Source organism: Halomonas stenophila (genome assembly GCF_014192275.1).
Classification (GTDB): Bacteria; Pseudomonadota; Gammaproteobacteria; order Pseudomonadales; family Halomonadaceae; genus Halomonas; species Halomonas stenophila.
Map to the genome: position 1 here is coordinate 31,409 of NZ_JACHXR010000009.1, position 13,783 is coordinate 45,191.

Annotated in this window: 15 protein-coding genes; 9 read left to right on the forward strand and 6 right to left on the reverse strand. The window is 68.6% G+C overall.

Annotated elements, in window-relative coordinates; translation table 11 throughout:
* The first annotated feature begins 192 nt into the window (after positions 1-192).
* Complete coding sequence (locus tag FHR97_RS20740) at positions 193-447, forward strand: P-loop NTPase family protein (RefSeq protein WP_425486095.1); 255 nt, start codon at positions 193-195, stop codon at positions 445-447.
* Here FHR97_RS20740 and FHR97_RS14540 read toward each other — a convergent pair.
* The 3 genes from FHR97_RS14540 to FHR97_RS14550 form a co-directional block, all read right to left on the reverse strand.
* Entirely contained in the window at positions 407-1,537 is a 1,131-nt protein-coding gene (locus FHR97_RS14540) for a DUF294 nucleotidyltransferase-like domain-containing protein (protein ID WP_183384519.1), read from the reverse strand. The two genes, FHR97_RS20740 and FHR97_RS14540, sit on opposite strands and share 41 nt — an antisense overlap.
* A 140-nt stretch (positions 1,538-1,677) precedes the next feature.
* A complete protein-coding gene (locus tag FHR97_RS14545) occupies positions 1,678-1,977 on the reverse strand; it encodes an HlyU family transcriptional regulator (protein WP_183384520.1) in 300 nt (99 codons plus the stop codon).
* Positions 1,978-2,170: 193 nt separating this feature from the next.
* On the reverse strand, positions 2,171-3,391 hold the full coding sequence (locus tag FHR97_RS14550) for an argininosuccinate synthase (protein WP_183384521.1): 1,221 nt from the start codon (positions 3,389-3,391) through the stop codon (positions 2,171-2,173).
* A 146-nt stretch (positions 3,392-3,537) separates the two neighbouring features.
* Here FHR97_RS14550 and rnt point away from each other — a divergent pair, with 146 nt between their 5' ends.
* Positions 3,538-4,203 carry a ribonuclease T gene (gene rnt / locus FHR97_RS14555; RefSeq protein WP_183384522.1) on the forward strand — a complete coding sequence of 222 codons (666 nt, stop codon included), beginning with the start codon at positions 3,538-3,540 and terminating at the stop codon, positions 4,201-4,203.
* A 136-nt stretch (positions 4,204-4,339) separates the two neighbouring features.
* Here the strand turns inward: rnt and FHR97_RS14560 are convergent, their stop codons facing one another.
* Positions 4,340-4,684, reverse strand: coding sequence for a Grx4 family monothiol glutaredoxin (locus tag FHR97_RS14560; protein WP_183384523.1), 345 nt, complete (start codon positions 4,682-4,684; stop codon positions 4,340-4,342).
* A 160-nt stretch (positions 4,685-4,844) separates the two neighbouring features.
* Here FHR97_RS14560 and argF point away from each other — a divergent pair, with 160 nt between their 5' ends.
* From argF to FHR97_RS14590, 6 genes are all read left to right on the forward strand, one after another.
* Entirely contained in the window at positions 4,845-5,765 is a 921-nt protein-coding gene (argF, locus tag FHR97_RS14565; RefSeq protein WP_183384524.1) for an ornithine carbamoyltransferase, read from the forward strand.
* A gap of 167 nt (positions 5,766-5,932) precedes the next feature.
* Positions 5,933-6,238 (forward strand): hypothetical protein, encoded by a 306-nt coding sequence (locus tag FHR97_RS14570; protein WP_183384525.1) that lies wholly within the window; start codon positions 5,933-5,935, stop codon positions 6,236-6,238.
* A 266-nt stretch (positions 6,239-6,504) separates the two neighbouring features.
* Positions 6,505-7,437 carry a beta-keto acid cleavage family enzyme gene (locus FHR97_RS14575; protein WP_183384526.1) on the forward strand — a complete coding sequence of 311 codons (933 nt, stop codon included), beginning with the start codon at positions 6,505-6,507 and terminating at the stop codon, positions 7,435-7,437.
* Positions 7,434-8,390: an L-carnitine dehydrogenase gene (locus tag FHR97_RS14580; protein WP_183384527.1), complete on the forward strand. Its 957-nt coding sequence runs from the start codon at positions 7,434-7,436 to the stop codon at positions 8,388-8,390. Before FHR97_RS14575 ends, FHR97_RS14580 begins: the two co-directional genes overlap by 4 nt.
* On the forward strand, positions 8,390-8,851 hold the full coding sequence (locus FHR97_RS14585; protein WP_183384528.1) for a thioesterase family protein: 462 nt from the start codon (positions 8,390-8,392) through the stop codon (positions 8,849-8,851). Before FHR97_RS14580 ends, FHR97_RS14585 begins: the two co-directional genes overlap by 1 nt.
* Before the next feature lie 311 nt (positions 8,852-9,162).
* Positions 9,163-10,761: a BCCT family transporter gene (locus tag FHR97_RS14590; RefSeq protein WP_183384529.1), complete on the forward strand. Its 1,599-nt coding sequence runs from the start codon at positions 9,163-9,165 to the stop codon at positions 10,759-10,761.
* A gap of 104 nt (positions 10,762-10,865) precedes the next feature.
* Here FHR97_RS14590 and FHR97_RS14595 read toward each other — a convergent pair whose 3' ends face one another.
* Positions 10,866-11,969 (reverse strand): hypothetical protein, encoded by a 1,104-nt coding sequence (locus FHR97_RS14595; RefSeq protein WP_183384620.1) that lies wholly within the window; start codon positions 11,967-11,969, stop codon positions 10,866-10,868.
* 150 nt (positions 11,970-12,119) lie between these two features.
* On the opposite strand from FHR97_RS14595, the gene FHR97_RS14600 reads away from it, so the two are divergent.
* Complete coding sequence (locus FHR97_RS14600) at positions 12,120-12,794, forward strand: Fe2+-dependent dioxygenase (RefSeq protein ID WP_183384530.1); 675 nt, start codon at positions 12,120-12,122, stop codon at positions 12,792-12,794.
* Here the strand turns inward: FHR97_RS14600 and FHR97_RS14605 are convergent.
* On the reverse strand, positions 12,791-13,753 hold the full coding sequence (locus tag FHR97_RS14605) for a GlxA family transcriptional regulator (RefSeq protein WP_183384531.1): 963 nt from the start codon (positions 13,751-13,753) through the stop codon (positions 12,791-12,793). The genes FHR97_RS14600 and FHR97_RS14605 overlap by 4 nt on opposite strands.
* Positions 13,754-13,783: the final 30 nt, after the last annotated feature.

A 13,783-nucleotide genomic window follows, 5' to 3' on the forward strand; every position in this document is an offset into this window, starting at 1 on the left:
GCAGATAAGCTATCCAGGACCTGATGCCTGCCGCTTTCTTGCCTCGATGCCGCAGCGGATCCAGCGGCACAGGAAGGACAACACGGACAAGTTATGGGCCTGCAAGGTCACGCGGGAGCCCAGGCCGAGCCAGCCTTCTGCCCGGGCACCCAGAACGACCGAATGCCAGGCATCATGGTTCGACTGGATACCATGCCCCCTGCTCTGCCTGGCCTGGCGGACATCACCCGCTTGGAGGGCCAATCCGTATCCACGGCCTTGAAGCGGGTATGGTCGAAGGATCGCCAGGCACGCTACAAGGTCGCCGTGCGGGACGAGGCCGCCCTCGTAGATCCAGTCAGTTCCACGGCTCGAGGCCATCATCACATGATGGCGAGGGAGCTGCCGGAGGCGCCCGAGGAAAGCCCTACGACGACGCCTGCGCCCTGCGTACCAGCCGGCGAATGACGCCGAGGTCGTGACGCAGCATCAGCCGCTCGTCCTCGCCGAGGCCGTCGAGGTCCACCCAGCCGTCCACCGCGCGTCCCTCCCGGCGGGCCCCGCGCTGGGCCTCCAGCAGCAGCGCCTGGAGACGTCCCAGGGAACGCATCAGCTCGGCGGCCTCACCGGCGGCGAGCGCGCCCTCGGCGACCAGGGCGGCGAGGCGATCACGCGTCGCCACGGCCCGCAGGCCATGGCGCAGCGCCAGCAGCCGCACACCCCCTACCAGCGGGATCAGCCCGCCGTGCTTCAGGTCCACGGCCCCGTCGTGGGGCGCCTCCTTGCCGCCTCCGGCCAGCCGCCCGAAGCGGTCCAGGGCTACCGGCGACTCGTCGAGCAGTGCGGCCATCTCGTCGAGGAACAGCGACGCCCTCGACACGTGCCGGGCGACGCTGTCGGCCAGCGCCTCGGCCAGGGCCGTCGCGCCATGGACCGGATGGAAGTCGAGCAGGATATTGGCCTGCTGCACCCGCTTGACCCGGCGCTCGGCGGTCCAGTTGGCGAGCTGGGCCTCCCACTCCCCCAGGCGCTTGCGCCACATCGGCCAGCGGGCCATCACATGCCCCGGGCACAGCGGGATCCCCGCGGCATCGAGCCGCGCGGTGAAGCGCTCGCCCAGGGACTGGAAGAAGCCGTCGATCTCGCCATGGCGGGCATCCGGATAGTCGGCGATCAGCATGGCGTTGTCCTGGTCGGGCCCCAGCAGGCTCTCGTGACGCGCCGCCGAGCCCAGGGTCAGGACACAGAAGGCCGCCGGGGGCTCCCCCCAGCCCTGGCCGCGCATCTCGTTGAGGGCGAGCTCGATGGCGTGGCGATAGAGGCCATCGTTGTGGTCGCTGATCAGCTGGGCGATCCGCCAGGCCGGCAGCTCCAGCCGGGACAGGGCATCCACCAGCTCGGCCTGCCAGGCATGGCACGCGGCAAGCGTGGGCTCGGGCCCCAGCCGCGCGAGGGATTCGCGCAGCGGGGCCAGCAGCGCGGTCAGGCGGTCATCGAGCGGGGCTGCCTGCCCGGCCAGCAGGGCCCGCCAGGGCGAGGCACGGTGGAGCAGGCGCATGGGGACTCCGGCAGGCGTTCCGCTTCAGGGTAGCAGCCCCGCCGGAAGGCGCTCCCCGGCCGGGAAGGTCGCCGCCACGAGAAACGGCGCCACGCGGGCGCCGTCGATCGGTCTGGCTTGGTCCGGTCCGGCCGAGGGTGTCAGTGCTCGTCGAAGAGGGCGTCGCCCATCTCGTCGATGAGCCGCTCGGCCTTGCTGACCATCAGGCTATCGCAGGCCTCGCGGCCGGGGACCACGTCGGAGCGCTCGAAGCGGTGCTCGAGCATCTCGCCGTCGTCGCCCTGGGGCTTGCGGATCCAGCCGCTGACGCGGAACTGGCCGCCCATGTCCTCGGCCTGGGGAACGATCAGATAGCCCTTGTAGGCCACCGGCTCGCCCTCGGCGGCACCGGACCTGGCCACGCCCTGGCCGAACAGGCCGGATAGCAGCTTCTTCAGCATCAGAACTCTCCTGACAGCGGCGTCAACCAAGACGCCAGGGAACGACTGATTTATGTCGCGAGCGATGATAGGTTGGTTGCCGCCGGAGCACAGGAACCGGAGTGTAGCCTGCTACATGAGGATTCCGATCGGACCGGCGCCCCGGCACCGCCGGCGACCAAGATATCGAGCGCAGCAATAAATCAGCGTTTCCTTAGTCCTGCTGGCGGCCTTTGCCGGCGGCAATCCGCAGCCGCAGGGCGTTGAGCTTGATGAAGCCCTCGGCATCCTTCTGGTCGTAGGCGCCGGCGTCGTCCTCGAAGGTGGCGATGGACTCGTCGAACAGCGAGGCGTCGGACTTGCGGCCCGCCACGGTGGCGCTGCCCTTGTAGAGCTTCATGCGCACCACGCCGGAGACGTTCTTCTGGGTCTCGTCGATGGCGGCCTGCAGCATGCGGCGCTCCGGGCTCCACCAGTAGCCGTTGTAGATCACCTCGGCGTACTTGGGCATCAGCTCATCCTTGAGATGGGCCTCCTCGCGGTCGAGGGTGATCGACTCGATGGCGCGGTGGGCACGCAGCATGATGGTGCCCCCCGGGGTCTCGTAGCAGCCGCGGGACTTCATGCCCACGTAGCGGTTCTCGACGATGTCGAGGCGGCCGATGCCGTTGTCGCCGCCCAGCTGGTTGAGCCGCGAGAGCACCTCGTGGGGCTTCATCGGCACGCCGTCGATGGCCACGATATCGCCCTTGTCGAAGGTCAGCTCGATGTAGGTGGGGGTGTCCGGGGCGGCCTCCGGTGCCACGCTCCAGCGCCACATGTCTTCCTCGGCCTCGGCCCAGGGATCCTCGAGGATGCCGCCCTCGTAGGAGATGTGCAGCAGGTTGGCGTCCATGGAGTACGGCGACTTCTTCTTCTGGCCGGTGAAGTCCACCGGGATATCGTGCTGCTGGCAGTAGGCCATCAGCTTCTCGCGGGAGTTGAGGTCCCACTCCCGCCACGGCGCGATCACCTTGACCCCCGGCTTCAGCGCATAGGCGCCGAGCTCGAAGCGCACCTGGTCGTTGCCCTTGCCGGTGGCCCCGTGGGAGATGGCGTCGGCACCGGTCTGGTTGGCGATCTCGATCAGCCGGCGGGCGATCAGCGGGCGCGCGATGGAGGTGCCGAGCAGGTACTCGCCCTCGTAGATGGTGTTGGCGCGGAACATCGGGTAGACGTAGTCGCGCACGAACTCCTCGCGCAGGTCCTCGATGTAGATTTCCTTGACGCCCAGGGCCTCGGCCTTGGCCCGTGCCGGCTCGACTTCCTCACCCTGGCCGATGTCGGCGGTGAAGGTCACCACTTCGCAGTCGTAGGTTTCCTGCAACCATTTGACGATGACGGATGTGTCCAGGCCGCCGGAATAGGCGAGCACGACCTTCTTGACATCGGACATGCTGGGGCTCCTTCTAGGTGAACGACGTAAAGGCTCGATTATAGCGCGCCAGGCCCACCGCGAATACCGGCGACGGGACGCCCCGGGCCCGAGCTGGTAGACTCTCGCGTTTCAAGACATTCCGTTGGCCCAACAAGGAGAGGTGCATGAGCGAGGTGGTCGCCCGCGAACTCATGGCACAGCGATTCCGCAGCTTTTTGCCCGTGGTGGTGGACCTGGAGACCGGCGGCTTCAATCCCCAGCGCGATGCCCTGCTGGAGATCGCCGCCGTGACCCTGACCATGGACCCCGAAGGCAACCTCATGCCGGATGCCACCTATGCCTGCCACGTCACGCCCTTCGAGGGAGCCAACATCGAGCAGTCGGCGCTGGATTTCACCGGCATCCGCCTCGACGACCCCCTGCGGAAGCAGGTAGCGGTCAGCGAGGCCGAGGCGCTGGGCGAGGTGTTCCGCCCGGTGCGCAAGGCGATCAAGGCCAACGGCTGCACCCGGGCGGTGCTGGTGGGCCACAACGCCGCCTTCGACCACGGCTTCTTGAATGCCGCCGTGGAGCGCTGCGGCATCAAGCGTAACCCCTTTCACCCCTTCTCGAGCTTCGATACCGCCTCGCTCGCCGGCCTGATCTACGGCCAGACCGTGCTGGCCCGGGCCTGCCGGGCCGCGGGCATCGAGTTCGACAACACCGCGGCCCACTCCGCCCGCTACGACACCGAGCGTACCGCCGAGCTGTTCTGTGCCATGGTCAACCGCTACAAGGACCTGGGCGGCTGGCGGCTGGCGCTGCGCGAGCAGGGCATCGAAGAGACGTAAGGCGCGAGGCGCGGCAACATGATACGGCCCCCAAGATGAAAACACCCCCGCAGCCATGCTCCGGGGGTGTTCTTCTTCCAGCTTCAAGCTTACGCCCGCGAAGCGGGCGATCTTCCCGCTGCCGGACGCAGTCCGGTCAGCCTTCCGGCTGATCGTCCTGGTGCTTGGCGGCGGTGTCCTTGATCAGGGGCTCCAGCTCGCCGTTCTGGTACATCTCGACGACGATGTCGCAGCCACCGACCAGCTCGCCCTCGACCCACAGCTGCGGGAAGGTCGGCCAGTTGGCCACCTTGGGCAGCTCGGCGCGGATATCCGGATTGTCCAGCACGTTGACGAAGGCGAAGCGCTCGCCACAGGCCATCAGGGCCTGGACGGTCTGGGCGGAGAAGCCGCACTGGGGCAGCTGGGGGGTGCCCTTCATGTAGATCAGGATCGGGTTCTCGCTGATCTGGCGCTGGATGTTCTCGACGGTGGTACTCATGTGCACTCCCTCTGGATCGCGTGGTGACCAGGGCGCTGCCGGGCAATACCCGAGTGCGTTGGTCGGCCTTGTTGATAGGCCCATTGTACGGATGCCGGGCGCATTGCGCATCCCCCCGCAGCTGGCTAGGATGTTCGTTTTTTCCCCGTGGAGTGACGCCATGGCGACCCGCCATTTCTTGACCCTGCTCGACCTGAGTCCGGATGAACTGCGCCACCTGATCCAGCGAGGTATCGCGATCAAGAACGGCCTGAAGACCCATGGCCCGACCTATACGCCGTTCGCCAACCGCACCCTGGCGATGATCTTCGAGAAGTCCTCGACGCGCACCCGGGTCTCCTTCGAGACCGCCATGGCGCAGTTCGGCGGCCATGCGCTCTTCCTGTCGCCCCGCGACACCCAGCTCGGTCGCGGCGAGCCCATCGCCGACACCGCCCGGGTGCTCGCCGAGATGGTCGACGCGGTGATGATCCGCACCTTCTCCCACCAAAGCCTGGAGACCTATGCGGCCGCCAGCGAGGTCCCGGTGATCAACGCCCTCACCGACGACTACCATCCCTGCCAGCTGCTCGCCGACGTCATGACCTGGACCGAGCTGCGCGGCAGCGTCCGGGGCCGCACCGCCGTCTGGATCGGCGACGGCAACAACATGTGCCATTCCTGGATCAACGCCGCCCGCCAGTTCGATTTCCGGCTGCGGATCTGCTGCCCGGAGGGCTACGAACCGCGCCAGGATATCCTCGATGCCGCCGGCGACCGGGTCACCCTGCTCCACGATCCCCAGCAGGCGGTGGTCGATGCCGACCTGATCACCACCGATGTCTGGGCCTCCATGGGCCAGGAAGAGGAGCAGGCCAGGCGCGAGGCCGACTTCGCCGGCTTCCAGGTCACCGAGGCGATGCTCGACCGCGCCGCCGACGACGTGCTCTTCCTGCATTGCCTGCCGGCCCACCGCGGCGAGGAGATCAGCGAGACCCTGCTCGACGACCCTCGCGCCGTGGTCTGGCAGGAGGCCGGCAACCGGCTGCATGCCCAGAAGGCGCTGCTGGAGTTCCTGCTGCTGGGCCGCGTGGACGGCTGATCCGGCCCGTCAGGACACCCGCCCCGACGCCCCGGCCCGCCATGGCCGGGGCGTCTTGCATCTCGGGACCGGGCGAGAGGGCGAAAATGATTAGACCTTGGTCTAATGCTCGACCGCCAGTATAATGCACTGCAACATTGGCGACCGCGAGGAGGGCGACAGCGCCCATGAGCACCTCATCCCCCGTGGCCACCCCACAGCGCAGCCTGCGGCAGTGCCTCTGCGACATGGCCGCCCTGCTCTACCGCGAGGGCCATGTCCTGGAAACCGTCTCGATCCCCGACCGAGGCCTCGACGCCCGTGCCCTCCGGCATCTGGATGCGGCCGACCGGGATTGGCCCCGCAACCGGCACACCCTGGAAAGCAGCGGCGCCGCTACCTACAACGACCAGCAGCGCCTGGTGCTCACCGATCTCGGCCGCGAACTGCTGTTCAGCATGTTCGGCGCCGGGGCGGCGGATAGCCGCGCCTGAGACGATGCCCACGCGTGCGGCTCCCTGAGAGTCCGCACGCGTCTCGGCCTTCCCCTACCGGCAGCGCATCACCGCGCGGCCTTTCACCCGAGGCCCCTCGGCCGCGACTCCGCCCCCGCCCTGCCCTCGACAACATCGGTCGACGCCGTCGGCACAGACCGGCGATCGCCACACCCGGCGCCTTGTGCCAATTTAATGTCGCTTGATGTACGTTTCGCGGGCGCCGGATCACGGACACTCCTTTCAGGCTAACCCAGGAGGTCCCCATGAACCGTAACGTCATTCTCACCTGTGCCGTCACCGGCGCCGGCGACACCGCCGGCAAGAACCCCAACGTGCCGGTCACGCCCCGGCAGATCGCCGATGACTGCATCGCCGCCGCCAAGGCCGGCGCCAGCGTCGCCCACATCCACGTGCGCGACCCCGAGACCGGCGGCATCAGCCACGCCACCGAGCACTTCCGCGAGGTGATGGAGCGGGTCCGCGAGGCGGGCACCGACATCGTCATGAACATCACCGCCGGCGGCGGCGGCGACTGGGTTCCGGACGCCGCGGACCCGACCCGCGGCGGCCCGGGCACCGACATCCAGACCCCGCGGGAGCGCCACGCGCCGGTGGGCGAACTGCTGCCCGAGCTGTGCACCCTGGACTGCGGCAGCCTCAACTTCGGCGACATGGTCTACGTCAACACCGCCGACTGGCTGCGCGAACACGCCCGCCTGGTGCAGGCCGCCGGGGTCAAGCCGGAGCTCGAGTGCTTCGACCTGGGCCACGTCTGGTTCGCCCGCCAGCTGCAGCAGGAGGGCCTGCTCGACGGCGACCCGCTGTTTCAGCTGTGCCTGGGCATCCCCTGGGGCGCCGAGGCCGATCCCGAGACCATGCTGGCGATGCGCAACAAGCTGCCGGAGAACGCCAACTGGGCGGCCTTCGGCATCGGCCGCCAGCAGATGCCCATGGTCGCCCAGGCGATGCTGCTCGGCGGCCACGCCCGGGTCGGCCTGGAGGACAACCTCTACCTCGAGAAGGGCGTGATGGCGACCAACGCCCAGCTGGTCGAGAAGGCCGGCACCATCATCGAGAACCTCGGCGGCCGCCTCATGACCCCGGCCGAGACCCGCGCCCACCTGGCGCTGCGCGACCCGAGCACCGGCCATATCGTCAAGAAAACGCTCGAGACCGCCGCGGGGGGTGACGCATGAGCCGTCAACTCTCCGTCATCGGCACCGGCGTCATCGGCAACGGCTGGATCGCCCGGGCCCTGGCCCGGGGCTGGGACGTGGTCGCCTTCGACCCGGCCCCCGAGGCCGCCGAGCGCACCCGCACCTTCGTCGACAATGCCTGGCCGTCCCTCGAGACACTCGGTCTCGCCGAGGGGGCCGACCCGGCACGGCTGACCTTCGTGAGCCGCCTCGAGGAGGCGGTGGCCGGCGCCGACCTGATCCAGGAGAACGTGCCCGAGCGCCTCGAGCTCAAGCGCGAGATCCTCGCCGCCATCGACGCCGCCGCGGATCCGAGCGCGATCATCGGCTCCTCCACCTCGGGCTTCAAGCCCAGCGACCTGCAGCGCGACTGCCGCTGGGTCCCTGGCCGGGTGATCGTCGCCCATCCCTTCAACCCGGTCTACCTGCTGCCGCTGGTGGAGCTGGTGGGCGGCGAGGCCACCGAGGCCAGCCACACCGAGCGGGCCCAGGCGCTCTACCAGGAACTGGCCATGCGCCCGCTGGTGGTGCGCCGCGAGATCGAGGGCCATATCGCCGACCGGCTGATGGAGGCGCTGTGGCGCGAGGCCCTGCACCTGGTCAACGACGGCGTGGCCACCACCGAGGAGGTGGACGCCGCCGTGGTCTACGGCTGCGGGCTGCGCTGGTCGCTGATGGGCACCTTCCTGACCTTCCACCTGGCCGGCGGCGAGCAGGGCATGCGCCATATGCTCGAGCAGTTCGGCCCGGCGCTGAAGCTGCCCTGGACCAGGCTCGAGGCCCCGGAGCTCACCGATGAGCTCATCGACAAGGTGGTCGCGGGCTGCGAGTACCAGGCCGCCGACCGCCCGGTGGCCGAGCTCGACCGCCGCCGCGATGCTTTCCTGGTCGAGCTGCTCGACCTGGTGCAGAAGTACTGGCCCGAGGCCGAGGGCCTGGAGGGACGCATCTGATGGCACTGCTCGAGACCCGCGTCGCCCCGCAGTGGGTCGACTACAACGGCCACATGAACGACGCCGAGTACGCCCGGGTGTTCTCCCTGGGCGTGGAGGCGCTGATGGATGCCATCGGCCTCGACGCGGCCGGCCGGCGCCGCCACGGCTACACCATCTACACCCTGGAGACCCACCTCTGCTACCGCCGCGAGGCCCACGAGGGCCAGCCGCTGGCGGTCGAGGTGACGGTGCTGGACCGCGATGCCAAGCGCCTGCACGTGTTCTTCGAGCTGCGCGACGGCGAGGGCATCCTGCTGGCCACCAGCGAGCAGATGCTGATGGGCATCGACAGCGAGGCCGGCCGTCCCGCGCCCTTCCCGGAGGCCGTGGCAACCGCCATCGGCGCGCTGCCGGCAGCGGCCGCCGATGCCTGGCCGGAACTCGCCGGTCGCCGCATCGGCCTGCCCGCCGGGCGCTGACGATCACACCCCGAAAGTATTGAGCTTTCCCGGCGACAAGCCTGCGCGAGGGCGCTGTAAACCCTTCCATGGGCGCTACTTTTGCCGTCCATGGCAAAAGACCCTCGCTCCGACTTGTCCCCGGCGCTCATCCCCTCAGGCATTTGGACAGCAACTCTTCTAGACAAATAACCGCCCGGCCGGCGCCGGGCGGACCACGGGATCGCCGGCCCGAGGCCCGGCCCAAGAGGAAACGGCTTATCGCTACCCCAACGCCCCCCACACCCCCGGCGCGCGACGCGCGCCCGCACACCGAGACGACCACGGACTACATGGTGACCGAGCTGTCCCAGAGCGGGCTCTTCCAGGGCATGCATCGCGGCATGACCATCACCTCGGCCTGCCTGGTACTGGCGTTCGTGCTGTTCACCGGACTCGGCTCCGATGTGGCCGGCAGCGTCTTCGGCACGGCCCGAGGCTGGATCGAGAGCACCTTCAGCGGCTACTACCTGGTCACCGTGATGCTGCTGCTGGCCGTCTGTGCGGTCATCGTCGTCAGCCGCCATGGCAGCATCCGCCTCGGCCCCGACGACAGTCGCCCGGCGTTCAGCAACTTCGCCTGGTTCTCGATGCTGTTCTCCGCCGGCATCGGCATCGGCATCCTGTTCTTCGGCGTCGCCGAGCCCGTCTTCTACCTGGATGACAGCGGCGCCTTCGGCTACCCCAACAACCCCCACGCCGACATGGCCGGCGCCACGACCCTGGGCCATGAGCGGGCCATCGACGCCCTGCGTGTCTCGGTCTTCCACTGGGGGCTGCACGGCTGGGCCATCTACGTGATCGTCGGCCTGTCGCTGGCCTATTTCGCCTATCGCAAGGGGTTGCCGCTGGCGCTTCGCTCCGCGCTCTATCCCTTTATCGGCGAGCGCATCTACGGGCCGATCGGCCATGCGGTCGACATCCTCGGGGTGCTGGGCTGCGTCTTCGGTGTGGCCACCTCGCTGGGCCTCGGCGTCAGCCAGATGGCCGTGGGCCTGGAGCGGCTGGTCGGCATCAGCGACGGCCTGGAGACGCAACTGGTGCTGATCGCGGTGATCTCGGCCGTCTCCATCCTCTCGGTGGTGTCCGGCGTCCAGAAGGGCATCAAGATCATCTCCGAGCTCAATATCTGGGTCTCGGTGCTGGTGGTCGGCGCCTTCCTGCTCGGCGGCCCCACCCTGTGGCTGGTCCAGGCCTTCGGCGAGACCCTGCTCGACTACGCCGCCAACTTCATCCCCATGGGCCTGTGGTACGCCGACGAGCCCGGCCCAGCCGCCTGGCAGCAAGCCTGGACCATCTTCTACTGGGGCTGGTGGCTGGCCTGGGCGCCCTTCGTCGGGCTGTTCATCGCCCGCATCTCCCGGGGCCGCACCCTGCGCGAGTTCGTGCTCGGCGTGCTGCTGGTGCCGACCCTGATCATCTTCGTCTGGCTGGTCATCTTCGGCGGCAACGCGCTGCACCAGGAGCTCGACGCCGCGGGCAACGCGGGCATCATCGAGCTGGTCAATGCCTGGGACCTCCCGGCCGCCCTGTTCGCCAGCGCCGACGGCATCGCCGGCACCGGTACCCTCGGCTGGCTGCTCTCGGCGATGATGGTCTTCCTGCTGATGAGCTGGTTCGTCACCTCCTCGGATTCCGGCACCCTGGTGCTGACCACCATCCTGTCGCTGGGCAACGACGAGCCGCCCCAGCGTTTCCGGGTCTTCTGGGGGGTGGTGATCGGCCTGGTGGCCGCCGTGCTGCTGGTGGCCGGCGGTCTCAAGGCGTTGCAGACGGCGCTGATCGCCGCGGCACTTCCGCTGAGCGGGGTCATCCTGATCATGACCGCCGGGGTGCTGGTCTCGCTGGTGCGTGAATCGCGCCAGACCCGGCCGGCGATCGAACGGGGCTGATGCCGAGGCACCCACAAACAGGCCCGCCCCGGAAGACATCCGGGGCGGGCCTTTTGATTGACGAGGGAAGCCCCTCCGAGGCGCCGCTCGGCGGCGCCAATGGCTCAGTAGCGGCCGAGCAACGATTCCAGCTTGAAGGTGCTGGACGACAGCTCACCGTAGCTCATCACCGGGGCCTCGGGCGCCTCCGCGGAAGGCCAGGCCGCCATCGCCTCGTCATAGGCCGCCATCAGTTCCTCGTAGGCCGCCTCGTCGCTGGCCTGGAAGAGTTCGGCCTGCTGTTCGAGCTGCGCCTTGGCGGTCAGCATGAAACCACGCCCGTCCTGGTACTCCGGCACGTTGACGAACTGGCCGTCGTCCACGGCTTCCTCGTACTCATGCACCGCCTGGCGCAGCAAGGCCAGCTGGACGCGACCCTGGAAGGCTACATCCTCGCGCAGCTCACCATCGACGTCCTGCATAGCGGTGTCGATGGCGGCCAGGGCGGCCTGGTAGGCGCCGGCATGCTCCCCCCACTCGCCGCCCTCGCGAGCCTGATCGGCCAGGGCCTGGAGCGTATCCTCGAATGGCGCAACGCCACGGGTCTCGAAGGCCGGCTCCAGGGGCTCGTAGTGCTCCTGAAGGGGATGGCCGAAGTGCGGCTGGGCAGCGGTCTGCTCGCCGGCCTGGTAGAGCTCCCGGGCGACGGCCAGGTGGCCCTTCATCATGGCCAGGTTGGTGTAGTAGACGCCGGGGTTGCTGGCGTCGATGGCATGGCCGGCTTCGCCACCTTCGCCACCTTCGCCACCTTCACCACCTTCACCACCTTCACCGCCTTCGCCGCCTTCACCACCGGCGGAGGCATTCAGGTAGGCGAACACCGCGAAGGGATCGGCCGCGGCGCTGCCTTCGCCACCTTCGCCACCTTCGCCACCTTCACCACCTTCCTGGTGGTGGCCGGCTTCACCGCCCTCGCCGCCTTCACCACCTTCCTGGTGGTGGCCGGCTTCGCCACCCTCGCCGCCTTCGCCACCTTCGTGGTGGTGGCCGGCTTCGCCACCCTCGGCGCCTTCGCCACCTTCACCGCCATGGTCGGCGTAGGCGAGCATCAAGCTGTCGGGGCCCTGGGTGTAGTCGGCCGGTGCCTCGGCCCAGCTGGCCGCGCTGGTGCCCAGCAGAACGGAGGCACCGACGCCGACCCAAATCTTGGTGCGGGTATTGTTGGACATGCGGTTTTCCTTGTGTAAAGGGATTGCCAGGACGCTCGGCCACGCTGGCCGACTCGGTCAACGGCATAGATTGCCGACTGCGAAAGTTTAATGCAAACCATTCACAGCCGTTTATAATTGGCAGTCGTTTTCTCGACTGGAGCACCTACCGTGATCCTTTGCATCGACCAGGTCATTTCGCCGGAGCTGCTCGGGCGGGTACAGGCCACCCTGGCCGACAGCGCCTTCCGGGACGGCCGGGAAACCGCCGGCTGGCATGCCCGCACCGTCAAGCAGAACGAGCAGGCCGACGGCCGCCAGCCCGAGGTGGTCGCCCTGCGTGAGGAACTGGCCTCGGCGCTGCAACGCCACCCGCTGTTCCAGATGGCCGCCCGCCCGCGACGCATGAAGCCGCTGATGTTCAGCCGCTATCAGAAGGGCATGAGCTACGGCAACCATGTCGATGATGCGATCATGGCCACCCCCCAGGGCACCATGCGCACCGACCTGTCGTTCACCCTCTTCCTCAACGACCCGGACGACTACGAGGGCGGCGCGCTGCTGATCGACTCCACCGCCGGGGAGCAGACCTACAAGCTGCCCGCCGGCGCCCTGATCCTCTATCCCTCGTCCACCCTGCACCGGGTCGAGCCCATCACTCGAGGCGAGCGACTGGCCGCCGTGGGCTGGGCGCAGAGCCAGGTGCGCGACCCGCAGCAGCGGGAGGTCCTCTTCGACCTGGATACCACCCGGCGCCAGGAATTCGAGGCCCATGGCAAGACCCGCACCTTCGACATGCTGTCGAAGAGCCTGGCCAACCTGCTGCGCATGTGGGCGGAGATCTAGGACCGCCGGGCTTGTCGCGGGGAGAGGCCGTACCGGCCTCGGAAGGCTCGCGCGAAGCTCGAGCCGGAGGTGAAGCCACAGGCCAGCCCCACCGCCAGGATGTCCAGGTCGGTCTCCTCCAGCAGATGGCGGGCGCGCTCCAGTCGCAGGCCCAGGTACCAGTCCCGGGGCGACTGGCCCAGCTCCTGGTCGAAGAGGCGTTGCAGGTGGCGGGGGGAGATGCCGCTGCGCCTGGCCACCTCGGCGAGCGGCAACGGCGTCTCCAGATGCTGCTCCATCAGGTCCACGGCATCCACCAGGCGGCGACGATGCGTGCCCAGCCGACGGGCGAGGGTCATGCGCTGCTGGTCACGGCGGGTGCGGATGCGCTCGTGCACCAGCTGCTCGGAGACGTCGATGGCCAGTGGGTGCCCGTAGCGGCGCGCGATCACGTCGAGCGCCATGTCCATGGCCGCGGCTCCTCCGGCACAGGAGAAGCGACGACGGCCAAGCTCGAAGAGCTCGTCGGACGTGGCGATGGCCGGGAAGCGCTCCTGGAAGGCCGGCAGGCTCTCCCAGTGCAGGGTGACCCGCTCGCCGTCCAGCAGGCCCGCCGCCGCGAGCAGGAAGCAACCGGTATCGAGACCGCCCAGCACACAGCCGGCCCCGTCCAGACGATGCAGCCAGCGCATCAGCGCGCGACTCAGGTAACGGTCAGGATCGAAGCCGCTGCACACCGCCAGGGACGGCAGGTGGGTCACCTGGTGAATGGCTCGGTCGGCCAGCAGGGTCATGCCGTTGGAGGCCGTGACCGGGCCGCCATCCTCGCTGATCAGGGTCCACTCGAACAGCGGGCGACCACTGATGCGATTGGCGATGCGCAGCGGCTCGACGGCCGAGAAGAAGGCCATCATCGAGAAGCGCGGCAGCAGCAGGAAGCCGACCGGTTCGGGCGTGGGTCCGGAGTAGTCGAGGCGCATGAGAGGGGCGGCTGACGGAACAGGGGCCGG

Bases quoted from the DNA above. Each gene is read 5' to 3' on its own strand.
- FHR97_RS20740 (WP_425486095.1), top strand. From the start codon at position 193: ATGCCCCCTGCTCTGCCTGGCCTGGCGGACATCACCCGCTTGGAGGGC.
- FHR97_RS14540 (WP_183384519.1), bottom strand. From the start codon at position 1,537: ATGCGCCTGCTCCACCGTGCCTCGCCCTGGCGGGCCCTGCTGGCCGGG.
- FHR97_RS14545 (WP_183384520.1), bottom strand. From the start codon at position 1,977: ATGCTGAAGAAGCTGCTATCCGGCCTGTTCGGCCAGGGCGTGGCCAGG.
- FHR97_RS14550 (WP_183384521.1), bottom strand. From the start codon at position 3,391: ATGTCCGATGTCAAGAAGGTCGTGCTCGCCTATTCCGGCGGCCTGGAC.
- rnt (WP_183384522.1), top strand. From the start codon at position 3,538: ATGAGCGAGGTGGTCGCCCGCGAACTCATGGCACAGCGATTCCGCAGC.
- FHR97_RS14560 (WP_183384523.1), bottom strand. From the start codon at position 4,684: ATGAGTACCACCGTCGAGAACATCCAGCGCCAGATCAGCGAGAACCCG.
- argF (WP_183384524.1), top strand. From the start codon at position 4,845: ATGGCGACCCGCCATTTCTTGACCCTGCTCGACCTGAGTCCGGATGAA.
- FHR97_RS14570 (WP_183384525.1), top strand. From the start codon at position 5,933: ATGAGCACCTCATCCCCCGTGGCCACCCCACAGCGCAGCCTGCGGCAG.
- FHR97_RS14575 (WP_183384526.1), top strand. From the start codon at position 6,505: ATGAACCGTAACGTCATTCTCACCTGTGCCGTCACCGGCGCCGGCGAC.
- FHR97_RS14580 (WP_183384527.1), top strand. From the start codon at position 7,434: ATGAGCCGTCAACTCTCCGTCATCGGCACCGGCGTCATCGGCAACGGC.
- FHR97_RS14585 (WP_183384528.1), top strand. From the start codon at position 8,390: ATGGCACTGCTCGAGACCCGCGTCGCCCCGCAGTGGGTCGACTACAAC.
- FHR97_RS14590 (WP_183384529.1), top strand. From the start codon at position 9,163: ATGGTGACCGAGCTGTCCCAGAGCGGGCTCTTCCAGGGCATGCATCGC.
- FHR97_RS14595 (WP_183384620.1), bottom strand. From the start codon at position 11,969: ATGTCCAACAATACCCGCACCAAGATTTGGGTCGGCGTCGGTGCCTCC.
- FHR97_RS14605 (WP_183384531.1), bottom strand. From the start codon at position 13,753: ATGCGCCTCGACTACTCCGGACCCACGCCCGAACCGGTCGGCTTCCTG.